Consider the following 14,451-nt stretch of genomic DNA (forward strand, 5'->3'; position numbering starts at 1 on the left):
TCTCAAACCTGCCAAATCCCCTTGCCCGCCAACCGCTCCCGGTCATGTGCCAGGCCAAAGTCCTGCAACGGCCCTTTGGGCACGATCCCGGTCGGGTTGATGGTCTTGTGGCTCATGTAATAGTGCTTCTGGATATGCTCCATATCCACCGTGCCCGCCACACCAGGCCACTGATACAGCTCGCGCAGCCAGTTCGACAGGTTGTGGTAGTCGCTCAGGCGCCGCAGGTTGCACTTGAAATGCCCGTGATACACCGCATCGAAGCGCACCAGCGTGGTACACAGGCGCACATCGGCTTCGGTCAGGTATTCACCCGCCAGATAGCGATTGCGGCTTAGCACGTCTTCCAGATAGTCCAGCTCATTGAACACGTCGTCGAACGCGGCTTCGTACGCCTCCTGCGTGGTGGCAAAGCCTGCGCGGTACACGCCGTTGTTCACGGCGGGGTAGATGCGCTCGTTGAGCGCCTCGATGGTTGGGCGCAGCGGTTCGGGGTACAGGTCCAGTGTATTGCCGGTCAGCTCGTTAAACGCGCTGTTGAAGATGCGGATGATCTCCGACGATTCATTGTTGACGATGCGCTTCTCTTTCTTGTCCCACAGCACGGGTACGGTCACGCGGCCGGTGTAGTGCGGGTCATCCTGGGTGTAGCGCTGGTGCAGGTACTGCAAGGCGTCGAGGTGGTCGCCCGTGGAGCCTTGCTGCACATCGAAAGTCCAGCCGTGGTCCTGCATCAGCCAACTGACTACCGAGACATCGATCAAGGGCTCCAGGCCTTTGAGTGCGCGGACAATCAGGGTGCGGTGGGCCCATGGGCAGGCCAGCGAGACGTACAGGTGGTAGCGGCCGGCCTCAGGGGCGGGCAGTTGATTGCGGCGTTGGGCGTTTTCACGTTTGAACGTGCCGTCCTTGCCGTTTTCATACCACTGGTCATGCCAGCGGCCGTCGATCAAAAGGCCCATGCGTAGGCTCCTCGGAACAAAGTTGTTTGTCGTTGGAGCCCAGTCTAGGCCAAAACGTTCGAATAAATAGCGCAAATAACCGGGGGTTATGATCGGCTAAATCGATTTGTTGCGTGTCTCCCAATAGCCTTGGGCGGTTGCGAACGCCTGCTCGCGGTCCTGCCCCAGGCCACGCAGGGCCAGGGCCATGGTGGCGATGAGGGCCTTCTCGCCATAGCTGTCTTCCACTTCGCCCCGCCAGAATGCCAGCAAGTGTTCGGCTTGCAGGCTGGCCGGTTTCACATGGCGGCGTTCGCTCAGTGCTGGCCACTCTTCGTCCCACGCTTCGCCTGCCGTGGTGCCGTAGAGGTGGCTGATGACATCGGGGTTTACTTCGATCTCGCCGCCATCGCCCTTGATTACCACCGCATGATCGCCCAGCAGGCGACTGGCCTCGCGGTGCACCGCCTGGTAACCGGGGTGGAAGATACTTTGCAGGCCGCAGCGTGCGCCCAGCGGGTTAAGTACCCGGGCAAGGGAGTGGATGGGCGAGCGCAGGCCCAAGGTGTTGCGCAGGTCGATCATGCGCTGTAATTGCGGCGCCCAGCCGTGCAGCGGGAAAAACGCCAGCTGATGCTGGTCGAGGGTGCTGCCGACAGCGGCCCAGTCGCGGCACAGGGGGATTTGCAGCAGCTCGAGCAGTTGCTCGGTGTACATGCGCCCGGCGGTGTGGGCGCCGCCACCGTGCATCAGGATACGCACGCCGTTGCCGGCCAGGCATTTGGCCGCCAGCAAGTACCAGGGCAGGTGGCGCTTTTTGCCGGCGTAGGTGGGCCAGTCCAGGTCCACTGCAATGCTCGGTGCCTGCAGGTGGGCGCGCAGGGCCTCGGTGAAACCGGCAAGCTCGTCGGCGCTTTCCTCTTTATGGCGCAGCAGCATGAGGAATGCACCCAGCTGGGTGTCTTCGACTTTGCCTTCCAGCAGCAGAGTCATGGCTGCGCGGGCTTCTTCGCGGGTCAGGCCACGCGCGCCGCGCTTGCCTTTGCCGAGAATGCGCACGAATTCGGCGAATGGGTGTTCGGCCGGGGGTTCCAGGGTAAGTGGGCGAGGTTCGTTCATATGCAGTTGGTCGGCTTGGGCAGGCCCGCCAGCTTGGCGGCAAGTTTGGCGGGTGTGCCGTTGAACAGGCGGTTCAGGTGCGGGCTGTTGCCCTTCTCCGGCCCCAGCTTCAGGGCCGTGTACTTGATCAGCGGGCGTGTGGCCGGGGACAGCTGGTATTCCTGGTAGAACTCACGTAGCAGTTCGAGGATTTCCCAATGGTCCGCGGTCAACGGGATGCCCTCGCGCTCGGCCAAGGCCTCGGCGGCAGCGTGGGACCAGTCTTGCAGGTCGACCAGAAAGCCGTCCTTGTCCAGGGCGATGGCGTTATCGCCAACGTTGAGCGTATTCATAGCCAGCTGTTGACCTTGTCGTAGTGCAGCGACAGTTCGACGAAGCCAGGGTAGTCCACGGCCTTGGCCAGGTCGTTGCCGACTGCGCGGGCCTGCACGTCTTCTTCCAAGGCGAACAGGCGCTGGGCCAGGCCGGCAGCTTGTAGCAGGTGGTGCGGCTCGCTGCCGCTGCGCAAGGCATACACCGCATCGCCGCACAGCAGCAGCGCGTCGTCGGCACCGAGCAGGCGCAGGCAGCTGGCCAGGCGTTCGTCGCCGAACGGGGAGTGGGCAATTACATGCAGGGTCGTCATCAGAGCGTTACCACCTGGTCGAAACGGGCGATCAGCGCGGTTAGCGCTGCGTCATCGAGCACTTGTACCGGCAGTGCCAGGGTGTCGGCTGCCAGGCCGCGGCGGGTGAGGCTGTGGCTACAGGCAAACAGCTCTTCAACACCGAACATCGGCAGTGCTTGCAGGTTGGCGGCCAGGTTCTTCTGTTGCACGGCGGTGGGTTGTTGGTTGGGCGCAAGCTGGAACACGCCATCGTCGAGGAACAGCATGCCCAGCGGCAGGTCGAACGCGCCGCCGGCCAGGGCGATGTCCAGTGCTTCACGGGCGGATGGGCCGTTCCACGGTGCCTGGCGGCTGATGATCAACAAGGATTTGGCCATTTCAGTCGCCTCCGAAGCAGACAAGGCGGTCGGCTACCTGCGCAGCCTCATGCAACTGGCCAAGACCCGACAGCTCCCAAGGCTTGGGCAGGTTCACGGCCGGGCGCTGGTAGCGGCTGGCCTCGGCTTCATCGAGCACGCCACGGCGCAGGGCGGCAGCGATACACACCACGGCGTCCAGTTGGTTAGTCTCGATAAAGGCGCGCCACTGGCCGGCCACGTCGAGTTCGTCCTGCGGGGCGACCACGTTGGCCGAGGCACTGTGCACCCCGTCCTGATAGAAGAACAACCGGGCAATCTCATGCCCGCCGGCCAGTACCGCCTCGGCATAGCGCAAGGCGCGCCGTGAAGAGGGCGCATGGGCCGGAGAGAACACCGCGATAGCGAATTTCATGGGTAACTCATGCAAAGGAATGGTGCCATGATAAAGCAAAAAAGCCCGCGCCCGCTTGTGCATGGCGGGGCGGGCTTCCTGTCATGCCTGAAGGGCTCAGGCGTGTTCCTTGCTCTCCGGCAGGAACCAGTTCAACACCAGGGCACAGATACCGCCCGTGGCCACACCCGACTCCAGCACATTGCGGATCGCAGCCGGCATATGCGCCAGGAATTCCGGCACCTGCGCCACACCCAGGCCCAAGGCCAGCGACACCGCAATAATCAGCAGCGCGCGGCGGTCCAGCCGGGTGCTAGCCAGAATATTGATCCCCGAAGCCGCGACCGCACCGAACATCACCATGGCCGCACCACCCAGCACCGGCTCCGGCACCGCCTGAATCACCCCGGCAACGCTCGGGAACAGGCCCAGCAGCACCAGCATCACGGCAATCCAGATACCGATATGGCGGCTGGCAATACCGGTCAGCTGAATCACGCCGTTGTTCTGCGCAAAGATCGAGCTGGGGAAGGTGTTGAACAAGCCCGCCAGCAGCGAGTTGGCTCCGTTGACCAGCACGCCGCCCTTGATCCGCTGCATCCACACCGGCCCTTCGACCGGCTGGCGCGAGACCTTGCTGGTGGCGGTAACGTCACCGATGGCTTCCAGCGAAGTCACCAGGTAAATCACCAACATCGGAATGAACAGCGCCCAGGAGAAGCCAAGGCCGAAGTGCAGCGGTGTAGGCACCTGGAACAGCGCGGCTTCATGCATGCCGGTGAAATCCAGGCGGCCCATGTAACCGGCCAATGCATAACCAACCGCCAAGGCGATGACGATGGCGCAGCTGCGCATCCACACCACCGGGACGCGGTTGAGGATCACGATAATCGCCAGTACCACGCCCGACAGCAGCAGGTTTTCGCTATTGGCGAAGGTGCCGTTGGCCATGGCGCCAAAGCCGCCACCCATGCTGATAAGGCCGACCTTGATCAGCGTCAGGCCGATCATCAGCACCACGATGCCAGTCACCAGCGGGGTGATAAGACGCTTTACGAAGGGCAGGATGCGCGAAACGCCCATCTCCACGAACGAGCCTGCGATCACCACGCCGAAAATAGCCGCCATCACGCCTTCTACCGGCGTGCCTTGCTTGACCATCAGCGCACCGCCAGCAATCAGCGGACCGACGAAGTTGAAGCTGGTGCCCTGAACAATCAGCAGCCCAGCGCCGAACGGCCCGAAACGTTTGCACTGGACGAAGGTGGCAATACCCGAGATCACCAGCGACATGGAAACGATCAGGTTGGTATCACGCGCCGAAACACCCAGCGCCTGGCAGATCAGCAGGCCAGGGGTCACGATCGGCACAATGATCGCCAGCAGGTGCTGCAGGGCCGCCAGCAGGCCGATCACCAGCCGTGGCTTGTCCTCAAGGCCAAGCACCAGTTCATTGGCAGGCGCCGCCGCGCCTGGGCTGTGTTCGTGTGAGCTCATTGCTGGAAGCTGCCCCGGAAGAAAAAAGGAGCGCATTCTACGGGGTGATGAGGGATTGCGGTAGAGAAAAGCACGATGGCGGCACGGTCGGCGACCATGTGCCTAGTTATCTGACTTTTTGGTCAGTTATTGGTTGTGCTTTCTGGGGCTAAGTAGTGCCCACAAAAAAGCCCGCCGAAGCGGGCTTTCTCGCACATTCATCAATCAGTCATCACGACCCATGATGCCGAACAGCTGCAGCAGGCTGACAAACAGGTTGTAGATCGACACATACAGGCTGATGGTCGCCATGATGTAGTTACGCTCGCCACCATGAATGATCGCGCTGGTCTGGAACAGGATGCACACCGACGAGAATAGCACGAAGCCAGCGCTGATCGCCAGTTGCAGGCCGCTGATCTGGAAGAAGAAGCTGGCCACGACAGCACCCAGCAGAACGAAGAAGCCAGCAGTGATGAAGCCACTGAGGAAGCTCATGTCCTTGCGGGTGATCAGCACATAGGCCGACAGACCACCAAACACCAGCGCAGTCATGGCAAACGCCGAGCTGACCACTTCAGCGCCACCGGCCATGCCCAGGTAGCGGTTGAGGATCGGGCCGAGGATGAAGCCCATGAAGCCGGTGAGGGCAAAGGTCGACACCAGGCCCCAGGCCGAATCACGCAGTTTGTTGGTGAGGAAGAACAGCCCGTAGAAGCCGATCAGCACCACGAACACGTTCGGGTAGCCGACGCGCATCTGCTGGGCCACGAAGGCCATGACACCGCTGAAGGCGAGGGTAAGTGCCAGCAGGCTGTACGTGTTGCGCAGGACCTTGCTGATCTCCTGCTGCTCGACCTGCTGGCCGTGGTGTACGGCGTAATCCTGTTCGCGCATGGCGACACTCCTTGGTAAAACCTGTGGTTTCGAACGTTCAGATGCTAGGAGTCTATCAGAGCTCCCACAACCCGCGACACAGAGAGTTTGACAGCGTGTTTCATTAAGGTATTATGGCGGCCGCAAAACGAGCTGGAAGCGTGGCCGAGTGGTTTAAGGCAACGGTCTTGAAAACCGTCGATGGGCAACTATCCTAGAGTTCGAATCTCTACGCTTCCGCCACATTCAAAGCCCTGATTACTCAGGGCTTTCTGCGTTTTTGGGGCCGTAAAATGAGTCTCTGAAGACAGACGGCCTGAGTCCAGCAAGGCCAACGACTTTCAAGTCCAGAAAAGCCCAGATCTTCTCAGGGCTTCGGCATCACGCCTTGCGCAGAATGACATCAATCCGATGCCAGTTCACCGTTCCGGAATCGATGACCATGGCTGATTCGGTTTCGCGCAGCAGGACAGTTTCCAACCCCGCAGCAAGCGCCTGAACATTTTCAACGCTATGAAACGACATATGCCCCTGGCTAGCCCAGCCGTGCCTTAGCCCGAAGAAATGACCTGCAAAGACACCTCCGGGAACCAGCGCTTTGCACATCAGATTCCACAGGTGATCGAATCGCCCAGGGTGGCAAAAGGGAAGGGCAAGCCCGGCATGAATCAGGCTTGAAGGCGGTAGCTCGGCAAGGTACTCAAAGTCTGCCACCTTGGCGTTCAGCATTCGTGCCTCAACTGGTGAGCATTTGTTGGCGGTTCGAGCGATGGCCTCAGGTTATTTATCGATGGCCAGCACCTGCCAGCCCGCCTGGATCATCTGCAGCGCTTCATTACCCGCGCCACACCCGAGGTCTACCGCATGCAGGGGACGTAGGTGCCTGGCGTGATCAATGGCGCAACTGAGCAGCAGAGAGGGCGCGCGTTCGTTCGTGCGTTAGTAAAAAGCGTTCCAGCTCGTCATGGAGAAAGCGTCCTTACCTTTCCATCTTGTACAGGGTGGCTACCGCAATGCATGAATGGGGGATGTTATCCCATTGGGGGTTACCGCTTGGCGGCTTGAGTATTTCCACAGGTTACCGGCCTGGTTACGAAATCATGACCGGCGCTGGCACTGTCTCTGTGTAGACTGTGCCTCCTCACACATTCTGTCGCTCGCATTCGGAATACCAAAATGAACAAACTGATCCTGCCCGCCGCCATCTTCGTAAGCGTGATGATCGTAGGGACGATCGCCGATAACTTTGGCGTGGAAGGGGGCTGGAAAATAGGTGTGCTGTGCCTTGTGGCCGGAGCTGTTCAAATTGTGGTTACACGCTTTCAGCGTGCACGCAGCAACAACGTCCAGCCTTAGGCGCTGCGGCTAAGGCAAAGGCGGCCACACTTTGCGTGCTGTTGTTCTATGGGAGAGCGACGGAGGCTGTGATAATGGGGTAATTACCAGGACCATGTCATGCTGACCATCTCCAACAACGTGCATCTGCCGGATGCCGAAATCGAACTGACCTACATTCGTGCGCAAGGCGCGGGTGGGCAGAATGTCAACAAGGTGTCCAGCGCCGTGCACCTGCGCTTCGACATCCCGGCCTCATCATTGCCAGGGTTCTACAAAGAGCGGCTGCTGGCGCTGCGTGACAGTCGCATCACCGGCGACGGCGTGTTGATCATCAAGGCTCAGCAGTACCGCACCCAGGAGCAGAACCGTGCTGACGCATTGGCGCGTCTCGCCGAGTTGATCATCGCTGCCGGCAAGACCGAGAAGAAACGCCGCCCCACCAAGCCGACCCTCGGCTCGAAGACCCGCCGCCTCGAAGGAAAAGCCAGGCGGAGCACCGTCAAGGCGGGGCGGGGCAAGGTGGAGTTTTAGTGCGGGTGGTGGAACGATGCTGGCAAGTATCGGTATCGCCTGAGTGAGCAAAGACAGTGGCTGTTGACTGGGGCCATGGGGGCTGCTACGCAGCCCATCGCAGGCAAGCCACAGAGATTGCGTCTTGCCAGAAGGTTTCGCCGATCACTTGATCAGCGGCACACCACTCAACTTCTGCAACTCGTCAAAGTCGATATCCGCACAGATCTCGACCACTTTCAGCCCTTCAGGCGTCACTTCCAGCACGGCCAGGTCAGTGTAGATACGGCTGACGCAAGCAATGCCGGTCAGCGGGTAGGTGCACTCAGGCACCAGTTTGCTTTCGCCGGATTTGGTCAGGTGGTCCATCATCACGAACACCTGGCGGGCGCCGGTGGCCAGGTCCATTGCGCCGCCTACGGCCGGGATCGAACCTTCGGCACCGGTGTGCCAGTTGGCCAGGTCGCCCTTCACCGACACCTGGAATGCGCCCAGTACGGCGATGTCCAGGTGGCCGCCACGCATCATCGAGAACGAGTCGGCATGGTGGAAGAATGCACCGCCAGTCAGCAGGGTCACGTGCTGCTTGCCGGCGTTGATCAGGTCATCGTCTTCCTCGCCCGGGGCCGGGCTTGGGCCCATGCCCAGCAGGCCGTTTTCGCTGTGCAGGAACACTTCCTTGTCGCCCAGGTAGTTGGCCACCAGGGTAGGTGCGCCGATGCCCAGGTTGACGTAGGCACCTTCCTGGATGTCTGCGGCCACGCGCTGGGCCATCTCGGTGCGGGAGAGCTTTTTGGTGATGGTCATGGCAGGCCTCAGACAGCGTTGGCGATCGAAGAAGCGGCAGCGCCGGTCACGGCGACCACGCGCTGGACGAAGATACCCGGGGTAATGATGTGTTCCGGGTCCAGTTCACCGAGTTCGACAACCTGGTCGACCTGGGCGATGGCGGTCTTGGCGGCCATGGCCATGATCGGGCCGAAGTTGCGGGCGGCCTTGCGGTAGGTCAGGTTGCCCCAACGGTCGCCCTTGTGCGCCTTGATCAACGCAAAGTCGGCGTGCAGCGGCATTTCCAGCACGTACATGCGACCGTCGATCTCTCGGGTTTCCTTCCCTTCGGCCAGCAGGGTGCCGTAGCCGGTTGGCGAGAAGAATGCACCAATGCCCGAGCCTGCGGCGCGGATGCGCTCGGCCAGGTTGCCCTGCGGGACTACTTCCAGCTCGATCTTGCCGGCGCGGTACAGTTCGTCGAACACGTAGGAGTCGGACTGGCGCGGGAACGAGCAGACCACCTTGCGCACGCTGCCTGCCATGAGCAGGGCGGCCAGGCCGATCTCGCCGTTACCGGCGTTGTTGCTGATGATGGTCAGGTCGCGGGCACCGGTGGCAATCAGGCCGTCGATCAGCTCGGACGGCATGCCCGCCGTGCCAAAGCCACCGACCATGATGGTCGAACCGTCGGTAATCCCTTCCACCGCGCTGGCGATGGACTCGTACGTTTTATTGATCAAGGCGAGCTCCTGGTTGTTCCTGGAGTTGTGGTTGTCGGGCTGGCCGGAGCGCGTGACGCGATGGGGCCTGTCAGCGCTTGAAATTACTTGCTGACTTTCGCTATAGCGTGCCGCAAGATAGGGCAACAGTAGAGGGGGTTTGGCTGAATTTGTGCGATTATCGAACTGTTGTGCGATGTGCGAGCAGTTTCGGAAGCTATCTGCCTCACTCAACTTGAACGTGTGATCCCATCATTGTTGCCCCTCGTTGGTGCGCTTTGCGCTTCTCTGCCACGGTTCTGCACTGATCAAGTGCGGCAGGCTCGCGAAATCACCCATTAATCACCCCTGCCGCGTTGGCGTGCGACTTGCTATCAGATTGCCATTCGATGTCGCGTATGGTGAAGATAATGTCGCTTTCCAGTGGTTCGATGCAGTTGTCGTCGCATGAAAGGGGCTGGCTGCCGTGGTTTGGTAAAACTGGCAAATTCAGCATGGGCTGGGCGTGCCGCGTTAACCGGGCCAGTTACCCGCAGATCGAGCAAACCTTCGAAGCCATCGCCCACACCCGTGTGCAGTTGCTGCATGAGTGGGCGCGCGAGCAGTGGGAGCATCTGGCCGAGTTGGCCGATCAACTGGCGCCCGGTCTCGCTCAAGTCGATAGCGCGATGTTGCGCAGCACGCTGGCCCAGGCCGAGGACTTTTCCGAACTGTTTGTCGTCGATGCCCACGGCAGCGTCATCGCTTCGACCTGGCCGCAACGTGGCACGCCGCGTATCGAACACATGTCAGCCCTGGCACAAGGGCTGAAAGCCCCCTTTCTGCACGGGCCTTACAGCGACCCACTGACCTTGCAGATCGGCCCGTCATCCTCACGCTTTCACGACGAAGTCACGCTGATGTTCTACCAGCCCCTCAGGCACGCGGGCAAAGTGCTCGGTTGCCTGTGCGGGCGGGTGCCCAACGACGTGCTGGGCGATCTGATCCAGCGCGAGGCCGGGCACATCTACCCCGAGTCGGGTGACAACTACCTGTTCATGGCGCAATCGCGCTTCGACCTTGCCATTCAGCCTGGCACCGCGCTGTCCCGCTCGCGGTTCGAAGACGCCACCTTCACCCATGGCGAAAACCTCAAGAGCGGCGTGCACACGCCCTGGACCACGGTGCAGGTCCAGCGCCATACCGAACTGGAGCTGCGTTTCACCGATCCCTCCACGCGGGAACTGCACCCGGGCGTAAGGGAGACCATCAGGCGCGGTGAAAACCTGTTCGTGACCTACCCCGGTTATTCGGACTATCGCCACGTACCGGTGGTGGGCAAGGGCGTAACGTTCCAGTTGCCGGGCTCACCCGACCGCTGGGGCATGATGTGCGAGGCAGACCTGGAGGAGGTCTACCGCCGGCGCTCGCTGAGCTACGGTTTGATGAAGCCCTATGTGGCGATCATGGCGGCCCTTTTCGGCTGCAACTATCTGGTGCAGCACTGTGCAGGCCTGCCGCAAGGGCTGAACGACGCAATCGAGGCCGCGAGCATGCTCGGCGCCACGTTGCTGTTCGGTGTGCTCGGGCCCAAGCGCCTGGCGGCCAGGCTGAATGGCATGAGCGGCGTGCTGCGCACCATCGCCGAGGGAGAAGGCAACCTGCGCCAGCGGTTGGACACCAGCACCTTGGCCAACGACGAAAGCGGCGACATGGCGCGCTGGATCAACAGCTTCATCGACCGCCTGGACGCGGTGGTGGGGCAGGTGGTCAAGGCCAGCCGCACCGTCGGCAGCACCAACCAAGTGATGCTCGGGCGCAGCCAGGAAGCCAGCGTGAGCTCCGCCGATGTGGCGGACGCCGTGCACCAGATGATGATCATCATGGAAGAGCAGCTCGGCGAGTTGCAGCAGGCTTCGGTCAGTGCCGAGCAGATGAAGCAGGCCATGGACGAAGTGGTCAGCCGCGCGCGCGAGCAGTACTTGGCGGTGCAGGCGGGCACGCAGTCGATCCGCGATGTGGTCGCGCGCTCGTCGTCCAGCGTGCAGCGGCTCGACAGCCGCATGGTCGAGATCGACAACATTACCGGGTTGATCAGCGAAATCACCAACCAGACCAACCTGCTGGCGCTCAATGCCGCCATCGAGGCGGCGCGCGCCGGGGAGCATGGCCGTGGCTTTGCGGTGGTGGCCGAGGAAGTGCGTAGCCTGGCCGCGCGCACCTCGCGTGCTGCCGACGACATTCGCCATATGGTCGAAAGCCTGCAGGGCGAAACCCGTCAGGCCGTAAGCTTCATGGAGCAGGGCGTGCAGGACGTCGACAACAGTCTGCGCCTCGCCGAGGACGCCTCTTCGGAAAATGTGCAACTGCACCAGGCGGTGGAGGGCATGTTCGCCATCATCCAGCAGCTCAACCGGCGCAGTGTGGAATACGGCAAGACCATCGAGCAGGTCAACCAGTCGTCCAGCGAGATGCGCCAGACCGCCGTGGTGCTGCAAAGCAGTGCGCAGAAGGTGAAGGTGGATGCCGGCAAGTTGCAGAAGTTGGTGGGGCAGTTCGAAGTCAGCGATGATGGCGCACGGGGCGCTGTCCCGATCTCTGCTTAGTACACCTGGAAGACTACATGAACAAACTGATCCTCCCTGTCGCCATCTTCGTAAGCGTAATTGCCGCTGGGAAGGCATCCGAGCACTTCGGCCTGGAAGGGGGCTGGAAAATAGGCGTGTTGTGTCTGGTGGCAGGTGCTGTTCAAATCGTGGTGACGCGTTTTCAACGCGCACCCCGCAAAAACGCTCAATCGTAAGCCCTGGACATCACTCGTGCGCACGCACAAAGCGCACCTCGCATCAGGGCAATGCCTAATGCACGCCTGCTTCAGGCATCATGCAGCAAGCCCCATTCCAAAAGCTGAACCCGCCAAATGTCAGAATCCACCAACCCCAATCGCGCCATCTACGACCTGGACATGCTCCGCACCGTGGTCATGGTGGCCGACTGCGGCAGTTTCACCACCGCCGCAGCCCGCCTGCATTCCACCCAGTCCACGGTCAGCCAGAAGGTGCGCCGGCTGGAGGAACTGGTCGGCCAGCAACTGCTAGACCGCAGCAACCGCGAAGTGCACCCGACCGACGCCGGTGAAACCCTGCTGCGTTACGCACGGCATTTGCTGGCGGTGAGTAATCAGCTCACCGAGGCCATGTCGGGCGGAGTGACGGTGACCGTGCGGATCGGCCTGCCGGACGATTTTGTCGCGGGCAAGACGATGCAGGCGCTGGCAGCATTTAACCGGCGCAACCCGACGGTGAAGCTGGAGATTACCGGTGGGTTGAGCCGCGATTTGATGAGCACCTACGACCGTGGCGAGCTGGACCTGGTGTTGATCAAGCAGCGGCGCCACAGCCGCGAGGCGAATGCCTGCCAGCCGGAGCGCATCGAGTGGATCGACAGCGCGCAGTACCCGTGTTTTGCCCAGGACCCGATTCCGCTGGTGACCTTTCCGCCACGCGGGTTGTACCGGGATGACATGATCAGTGCGGTCGAGGCCATGGGGCGCAGTTGGCGCATTGCATTCACCAGTTCGAGCCTGGCAGGGATTCAGGAGGCGGTGGCCAATGGGCTGGGGGTGAGCCTGTTGCCATCGCGGGTGGTGACGGCGGGGCATCGGGTGCTGGGGGTGGAAGAAGGGTTCAAGCCGATCAAAGTGTTTGAGGCGGCGATTTTTCATCGGCCTACGGCGGATCCGATGGTTATGGCGTTGGCCGAAATTCTGATAGGTATTTTGCGGGCAGAAGCAGAGGAAATCTTGGTCTAGTGGCTGTCAGTCAGGGCCATGGGGCTGCATGGCAGCCCCAGGATTTTTGCCTGTCAGTGGCGGCGCAGTTCGGCAGCAAACTGCGCAGCCTCCAACTGCAACTGCGCAGGCCCGCCCCAGAACGCCCCGTGGCGCACGATCACCCGCTCATGAATGGCAGCCGCCACCGCCGCAGCGGCATTCGGTGCCTTGAACAGGATGAAGCTGGCTTCATTGCCCACCTTCAAGCCGTAGTCCTGTTTACCCATCACGCCGGCACCCGCCTCGGTCGCCATGTGCAACGCTACCCGCAGTTCCTCGTCGGTGTTGAAGCCTGAGCGGTAGCTGACCAGCATGGCCCGTTGCAGCATGTCGCCGTTGCCGTAGGGCCACCAGGCATCCTGGATGTTGTCGTTGCCGGTAAACACCCGCACGCCGCCGTTACGCAGGCGCAGGACGGGGGGAAAAGCATGCTCGCCGGGGGCGTTGGTCATGATGGAAATGCCGGCGCCAGCCAGCACTTCGGCGGTGCGGTCGACCACGGCATCGGATACGTCGCCCAGCCCATAGGCGTGGCTGACCGCCACCAGGCCTTGCATGCCCAGTGCCTGGGTGCGGGCAGCGATGCGTTCGAGTTGGGCGATACAGATATCGCCAGGCTCATGCAGGTGGATGTCGACCTTCACCCCATGTCGGTCGGCGATGCCGAACACGATGTCGAGCTGGCCATCGGCATCGCCATCAAGGGTGGTCGGGTCGATGCCGCCGACCACCTGCACGCCTTCGCGGATGGCCGCTTCCATCACTTCAGCAGTGCCGGGGCAGGTCACCACGCCGGCCTGGGGGAAGGCCACCAGTTGGATGTCGATCAGGTCTTTCCACATGTCCCGGGCTTCGAGCATGGCATGCAGGTTGGTAAGGCCGGTGGTGGCGTCCACGTCCACATGGCAACGCATGGCCAGGGTGCCAAACGAGGCTGCCTGGCGCATCAGCGCATCGGCGCGCTCAACGATGGGCGGGGCGCTGGCCAGTTCGCGTTTTTCCACGGCCAGGCGTTCGCGCAGGCTGGCCACGGGTTGGTGCGGGTGCCAGCGGTCACCGACGAAGCTTTTATCCAGGTGGATGTGGCCATCGACAAAGCCCGGCAGCGCCAGCAGGCCTTCGAGGTCGATGGTTTCGCGGGCGGGCGTGCTGGCGCGTTGCGGGCCGATGTGGCTGATGCGGCCATTGCTTACGGCAATGTTCAGAGGCAGGCCATCGGCGTCGATGGCGTTGATGAACTCACGGTCGTTCATGGTTGGGCCTTTTTTACTAACGGCTTGGGTGACGTACCACGGTAGGGCGGATGCGGGCATGTCTCCAATTAATTATCAGGATTGGGTTCAGTGCATTTCTGGATGCGGGCTGGTGAAGTTGCCCTGCATTAAAAAGCCCACTGCATTCGATTCTGATAATTAACTTTCAAAGCGTTCGATCACGGCCCAGGATTGAGCCCGAGATCGGCCCAGCCGCCAGTCATGGCGCCCTCCAGGGCTGAGCCTCACACACAATAAAAACAAATGCCGTGTCGGAGTC

At 61.5% G+C, this 14,451-nt stretch carries 18 protein-coding genes and 1 tRNA gene; 6 read left to right on the forward strand and 13 right to left on the reverse strand.

The annotated features are described in order from the left end of the window. Nucleotides 1-2 precede the first annotated feature (2 nt). The 8 genes from ACF8R4_RS07430 to ACF8R4_RS07465 all read right to left on the reverse strand — a co-directional run bounded on the left by ACF8R4_RS07430 (nt 3) and on the right by ACF8R4_RS07465 (nt 5,790). A complete protein-coding gene (locus ACF8R4_RS07430) occupies nt 3-962 on the reverse strand; it encodes a glutathione S-transferase family protein (RefSeq protein ID WP_156867702.1) in 960 nt (319 codons plus the stop codon). Nucleotides 963-1,058: 96 nt separating this feature from the next. Further along, nucleotides 1,059-2,060, reverse strand: coding sequence for a glycosyl transferase family protein (locus ACF8R4_RS07435; protein ID WP_392492025.1), 1,002 nt, complete (start codon nt 2,058-2,060; stop codon nt 1,059-1,061). Further along, nucleotides 2,057-2,392 (reverse strand): TusE/DsrC/DsvC family sulfur relay protein, encoded by a 336-nt coding sequence (locus tag ACF8R4_RS07440; protein WP_060497744.1) that lies wholly within the window; start codon nt 2,390-2,392, stop codon nt 2,057-2,059. The genes ACF8R4_RS07435 and ACF8R4_RS07440 overlap by 4 nt, the downstream gene beginning before the upstream one ends. Beyond that, complete coding sequence (tusB, locus tag ACF8R4_RS07445; protein ID WP_060497743.1) at nt 2,389-2,685, reverse strand: sulfurtransferase complex subunit TusB; 297 nt, start codon at nt 2,683-2,685, stop codon at nt 2,389-2,391. Before tusB ends, ACF8R4_RS07440 begins: the two co-directional genes overlap by 4 nt. Beyond that, complete coding sequence (gene tusC, locus ACF8R4_RS07450; RefSeq protein ID WP_060497742.1) at nt 2,685-3,044, reverse strand: sulfurtransferase complex subunit TusC; 360 nt, start codon at nt 3,042-3,044, stop codon at nt 2,685-2,687. Before tusC ends, tusB begins: the two co-directional genes overlap by 1 nt. A 1-nt stretch (nt 3,045) precedes the next feature. Next, nucleotides 3,046-3,438 (reverse strand): sulfurtransferase complex subunit TusD, encoded by a 393-nt coding sequence (gene tusD, locus ACF8R4_RS07455; protein WP_060497741.1) that lies wholly within the window; start codon nt 3,436-3,438, stop codon nt 3,046-3,048. 96 nt (nt 3,439-3,534) lie between these two features. Then, nucleotides 3,535-4,914, reverse strand: coding sequence for a nucleobase:cation symporter-2 family protein (locus ACF8R4_RS07460; RefSeq protein WP_060497740.1), 1,380 nt, complete (start codon nt 4,912-4,914; stop codon nt 3,535-3,537). Between the two features lie 204 nt (nt 4,915-5,118). Further along, nucleotides 5,119-5,790, reverse strand: a complete 672-nt coding sequence (locus tag ACF8R4_RS07465) for a Bax inhibitor-1/YccA family protein (protein ID WP_003251184.1) — start codon at nt 5,788-5,790, stop codon at nt 5,119-5,121. A 134-nt stretch (nt 5,791-5,924) separates the two neighbouring features. On the opposite strand from ACF8R4_RS07465, the gene ACF8R4_RS07470 reads away from it, so the two are divergent. Beyond that, nucleotides 5,925-6,012: transfer RNA gene (locus tag ACF8R4_RS07470), tRNA-Ser, on the forward strand. A 138-nt stretch (nt 6,013-6,150) separates the two neighbouring features. On the opposite strand, the gene ACF8R4_RS07475 is transcribed toward ACF8R4_RS07470, so the two are convergent. Then, a complete protein-coding gene (locus ACF8R4_RS07475) occupies nt 6,151-6,498 on the reverse strand; it encodes a hypothetical protein (protein WP_223624402.1) in 348 nt (115 codons plus the stop codon). A gap of 51 nt (nt 6,499-6,549) precedes the next feature. Further along, nucleotides 6,550-6,684 (reverse strand): hypothetical protein, encoded by a 135-nt coding sequence (locus ACF8R4_RS07480; RefSeq protein ID WP_317851767.1) that lies wholly within the window; start codon nt 6,682-6,684, stop codon nt 6,550-6,552. Between the two features lie 261 nt (nt 6,685-6,945). On the opposite strand from ACF8R4_RS07480, the gene ACF8R4_RS07485 reads away from it, so the two are divergent. Further along, nucleotides 6,946-7,125, forward strand: a complete 180-nt coding sequence (locus tag ACF8R4_RS07485; RefSeq protein ID WP_060497648.1) for a hypothetical protein — start codon at nt 6,946-6,948, stop codon at nt 7,123-7,125. A gap of 99 nt (nt 7,126-7,224) precedes the next feature. Continuing rightward, the gene (arfB, locus tag ACF8R4_RS07490; protein ID WP_060497647.1) at nt 7,225-7,638 is read left to right on the forward strand and encodes an alternative ribosome rescue aminoacyl-tRNA hydrolase ArfB; all 414 of its coding nucleotides are present in this window, start codon (nt 7,225-7,227) and stop codon (nt 7,636-7,638) included. A 144-nt stretch (nt 7,639-7,782) separates the two neighbouring features. Here the strand turns inward: arfB and ACF8R4_RS07495 are convergent, their stop codons facing one another. Both ACF8R4_RS07495 and ACF8R4_RS07500 read right to left on the reverse strand, forming a co-directional pair. After that, nucleotides 7,783-8,424 (reverse strand): 3-oxoacid CoA-transferase subunit B, encoded by a 642-nt coding sequence (locus ACF8R4_RS07495; RefSeq protein ID WP_060497646.1) that lies wholly within the window; start codon nt 8,422-8,424, stop codon nt 7,783-7,785. A gap of 8 nt (nt 8,425-8,432) precedes the next feature. After that, complete coding sequence (locus ACF8R4_RS07500) at nt 8,433-9,128, reverse strand: 3-oxoacid CoA-transferase subunit A (protein ID WP_026020319.1); 696 nt, start codon at nt 9,126-9,128, stop codon at nt 8,433-8,435. A gap of 1,904 nt (nt 9,129-11,032) precedes the next feature. On the opposite strand from ACF8R4_RS07500, the gene ACF8R4_RS07505 reads away from it, so the two are divergent. The 3 genes from ACF8R4_RS07505 to ACF8R4_RS07515 all read left to right on the forward strand — a co-directional run bounded on the left by ACF8R4_RS07505 (nt 11,033) and on the right by ACF8R4_RS07515 (nt 12,897). Continuing rightward, the gene (locus tag ACF8R4_RS07505; RefSeq protein ID WP_392492286.1) at nt 11,033-11,692 is read left to right on the forward strand and encodes a methyl-accepting chemotaxis protein; all 660 of its coding nucleotides are present in this window, start codon (nt 11,033-11,035) and stop codon (nt 11,690-11,692) included. 17 nt (nt 11,693-11,709) lie between these two features. Next, a complete protein-coding gene (locus ACF8R4_RS07510; RefSeq protein WP_016711479.1) occupies nt 11,710-11,889 on the forward strand; it encodes a hypothetical protein in 180 nt (59 codons plus the stop codon). A 117-nt stretch (nt 11,890-12,006) separates the two neighbouring features. Then, entirely contained in the window at nt 12,007-12,897 is an 891-nt protein-coding gene (locus ACF8R4_RS07515; protein WP_025753674.1) for a LysR substrate-binding domain-containing protein, read from the forward strand. Between the two features lie 53 nt (nt 12,898-12,950). Here the strand turns inward: ACF8R4_RS07515 and ACF8R4_RS07520 are convergent, their stop codons facing one another. Continuing rightward, entirely contained in the window at nt 12,951-14,171 is a 1,221-nt protein-coding gene (locus tag ACF8R4_RS07520) for an amidohydrolase family protein (RefSeq protein ID WP_019096742.1), read from the reverse strand. Nucleotides 14,172-14,451: the final 280 nt, after the last annotated feature.

It is taken from the genome of Pseudomonas sp. FYR_2 (genome assembly GCF_043106425.1).
GTDB lineage: Bacteria > Pseudomonadota > Gammaproteobacteria > Pseudomonadales > Pseudomonadaceae > Aquipseudomonas > Aquipseudomonas monteilii.